Source organism: Streptomyces sp. NPDC058576 (genome assembly GCF_042718715.1).
Taxonomy (GTDB): Bacteria; Actinomycetota; Actinomycetes; order Streptomycetales; family Streptomycetaceae; genus Streptomyces.
The window spans coordinates 1-4,124 of sequence record NZ_JBHXPF010000122.1 but is presented as its reverse complement, the minus strand read 5'-3'; the positions used below and the strand labels follow the sequence as shown (position 1 = coordinate 4,124).

Annotated in this window: 1 protein-coding gene; it reads left to right on the top strand. The window is 69.8% G+C overall.

Annotated elements, in window-relative coordinates:
* On the top strand, window positions 1-4,124 hold a 4,124-nt coding region (locus ACFWRV_RS36310; protein WP_384340446.1), incomplete at both ends, for an amino acid adenylation domain-containing protein.

Here is a 4,124-nt window from a genome sequence, read left to right as displayed (position 1 = left end):
CCTTCGAGTATCTGGTCGAGCTCATCAACCCGACCCGGACCCTGTCCCACCACCCGCTGTTCCAGGTCATGCTCGCTCTTCAGAACGCGCCCGAGGCTAGTTTCCAGCTCCCGGGCCTGACGATCGATGTCGCTCCTGGGCGTACGGGTACGGCGAAGTTCGACCTGTTCTTCAGTCTTGCGGAGCAGCGGGGTGCTCATGGTGAGCCGCAGGGCATCAGCGGTGCCGTGGAGTATGCGAGCGACATCTACGACGCGCCCACCGTCAAGGCGTTGTTCGAGCGGTGGCTGCACTTCCTCGACATCGCCACCACCCACCCCGACCAGCCCCTGAACCACATCGACATCCTCACCCCCGACGAACACCGGCAGCTGCTCGGCACGTGGCTGGAGACCGAAACCGAGATCGCCGAGAAGCTGCTGCCGGTCCGCTTCGCCGAGCAGGCCGCCGCTACCCCTGACGCCGTGGCCCTGATCGTTGGGGACACCTCCCTGACCTACGCGGAACTGGACCGCCGTGCCAACCGCCTCGCGCACGTCCTGCTACGCCGGGGCGCGGGTCCCGACCGGGTGGTCGCGCTGGCTCTGCCACGTTCGGCCGAGCTGGTGGTCGCCCTGTTGGCCGTGCTCAAGAGCGGCGCCGCGTACCTGCCGCTGGACCCGGACCACCCGGCCGGCCGCCTCGCCTACGTACTCGAGGACGCATGCCTCGCCCTGCTGCTCACTACGCTGTCGACGGACTCGCGGACACCGAGCGGTGGTCCGGCGGAACGACTGGTGCTGGACTCCCCGGACGTACAGGCCCTGCTGGCCGCCTGCCCCGACACCGACCCGGTCGAGACCGGCCACGCAGGGCCGCCGGCCCTGGAGGCCGCCGCGTACGTGATCTACACCTCCGGCTCGACCGGTCGCCCCAAAGGCGTGGTCGTCCCGCACGCGCCGCTGCTCAACTTCCTGGAAGCCATGCGGCGCAAGGTCCCGCTCCGGACGGGGGAACGGCTGCTCGCGGTCACCACGGTAGCGTTCGACATCGCCGCGCTGGAGCTGTACCACCCGCTCCTGTCGGGCGCCACGGTCGTCCTCGCACCCAAGGAGACCGTCCCTCAACCGTCCGCCGTGCTCGACCTGATCGCCCGGCACGGCGTCACGGTCGTACAGGGCACCCCCTCGCTGTGGCAGCTCCTGGCGGCGCACGAGCCGGAGGCGCTGCGGGGCCTGCGCATCTTGGTCGGCGGTGAGGCGCTGCCAACACCACTCGCGGAGTCGCTGCGCACGCTCACCGACGACCTGACCAACCTGTACGGCCCCACCGAGACCACCATCTGGTCGACGGCCGCGGACCTGGCCAACGGCGCGGGCGCACCGCCGATCGGCCGGCCGATCGCGAACACGCGCACCTACGTTCTGGGTTCGGGGCTGGAGTTGGTGGCGCCCGGTGTGGTGGGGGAGCTGTACATCGCGGGGTCCGGTGTGGCCCGCGGCTATCTGAACAGGCCCGGCTTAACGGCTGACCGGTTCGTGGCGGATCCGTACGCGGCTGAGCCGGGCACGCGGATGTACCGCACCGGTGACCTGGTGCGGTGGAACCAGGACGGCGAGCTGGAGTTCGTCGGCCGCGTCGACCACCAGATCAAGATCCGAGGCTTCCGCATCGAACCCGGCGAGATCGAGGAGGTACTCACCGACCACACGGACATCGCGCAGGCAGCCGTCGTCGTCCGCGAGGATCAGCCCGGTGACACCCGGCTCGTCGCCTACGTCGTAGCGGACACCTCGGCGCGCGACCACGACGAGGCTGTGGAGCAGGACCAGCTCAGCGAGTGGCAGAGCTTGTACGACGCCGTGTATAACGCTGCGGAGCAGACGGCCTTCGGCGAGAACTTCGCCAGTTGGACCAGCAGTTACGACGGCCGGCCGATCCCGCTGCCCGAGATGCGGGAGTGGCGTGACACGACCGTCGACCGCATCCGGTCCCTACGGCCGCGCCGCGTCGTCGAAATCGGTGTCGGCACCGGCCTGCTCCTGGCCCGACTGGCGCCCGAGTGCGAGGAGTACTGGGGCACCGACTTCTCCCGCACCGTCATCGACGAGCTTCGGCGGCACGTCGACGCCGATCCCGAACTGGCCGCGCGGGTACACCTCCGCACCCGGCCGGCCCACGACTTCGGCGACCTTCCGCAGGGGCACTTCGACACGATCGTGCTCAACTCCGTGGCCCAGTACTTCCCGAACGCCGGCTACCTGGAACAGGTCGTCCACCACGCGCTCCGCGCCCTCACCCCCGGTGGCGCCTTGTTCCTGGGCGATCTGCGCAATCCGCGGTTGCTGCGGACCTTCGTCTCCGGTGTGCAGACGGCGCGTGCCGAGGACCCGGGCGACACGGCCGCGATCCGCCGGGCCGTCGAGCAGAGCCTGGTCCTGGAGAAGGAACTCCTCGTCGACCCTGAGTACTTCAGCGCCCTGGCCCACCACGTCCCCGACCTGGCGGGCACCGACATCCAGCTCAAGCGCGGCACCGCACACAACGAACTCACCCGATACCGCTACGACGCCACCCTCTACAAGACCGGCATCACCCCCCGCTCTCTCGACGACATCCCCACCCGCCCATGGCTCGCTCACACCGACCCCCAAGCCAACCTCCGCGATCTGAGGCAGCAGTTGTCGGCCGAGCGGCCCGAAGAACTTCGCCTGACCGGCGTCCCCAACCCCCGCCTCGTCCACGAACTCGCCGTGCGGCAGGCCCTCGAAGACGGCACGCCCCTGCCCGACCGCCCCACCGCGTCAGCGACCGGACTCGAGATCTTCCACTCCTTGGGCGACGAGCACGGCTACTGGACCGGCATCACCTGGAACACCCAGGACACCGACGCCGTGGACGTCGTCTTCGTCGACCGGAGCCGGCTGTCCGGCCGAGCCCCCGTCGGCACTTACGCCGCGCTCCCCACCAACGCCTCCACCGCGCCCCTGTCCACGTGGGCGACCAACCCCGCCGCCCGCCGCGGCACCGGTGCCCTGGTCACCAAGCTCCGTGAGCACACCCGCGTCCACCTGCCCGAGTACATGGTCCCGTCGGCCATCGTCCCCCTCGACCGGCTCCCCTTGACGGCAAACGGCAAGCTGGACCGGGCGGCCCTGCCCGCGCCGGACTTCGCGTCGGCCGGGTCGGGACGCGGGGCGCGCACGCCGCAGGAGCAGATCGTGTGCGATTTGTTCGCGCAGGTTCTGGGGCTGCCGAGGGCCGGTGTGGACGACGACTTCTTCGACCTCGGCGGACACTCGCTGCTGGCCACCCGGCTCATCGCGCAGATCCGTGCCGCGTTCGGCGTGGAACTGGAGCTGCGTGCGCTGTTTGAGGGTCCGACGCCGGCTGCGGTGGCGGGACTCCTCGACACCGCTGCCCCCGGACGACTGGCCCTCACCGTCCGCCGGCGACCCGAGGTCATGCCGCTCTCCTTCGCCCAGCGCAGGCTGTGGTTCATCCACAAGATGGAGGGGCCGAGCGCCACCTACAACATCCCGCTGGCCCTGCGGCTGAGTGGTGAGTTGGACCGTGACGCGCTGCGTGCGGCTCTCGGTGACGTGGTGGCCCGGCACGAGAGTCTGTGGACGGTGTTCCCCGAGGCCGACGGCGTCCCCTGCCAGCAGGTGCTGTCACCCGAGGCGGCCATCCCGCACCTCGCCGTCCACCCCACGACCGAGGCCGAGCTGCCGGACGCACTGAAGTCAGCCGCCCGCTACGCCTTCGAGCTGGCAACCGAAGCCCCGCTGCGCGCCGACCTCTTCGAACTCTCGGCGCAGGAAAACGTGCTGCTGCTGGTGGTGCATCACATTGCTGGTGATGGTTGGTCGTTGGGGCCGCTGGCTGTCGATCTGACGCGTGCTTACACGGCGCGGGTGGAGGGGCGGGTGCCGGAGTGGCGTGCGTTGCCGGTGCAGTACGCGGATTACACGCTGTGGCAGAACGAACTCCTCGGCGACCAGGACGACCCGGACAGTCTGTTCGCGACGCAGATTGCGTATTGGACGGAGGCGTTGGCGGGTCTGCCGGATCAGCTGACCCTCCCCACGGATCGTCCGCGTCCGGCGGTGATGTCCTACCGGGGTGACTATGTCAGGGTTGAT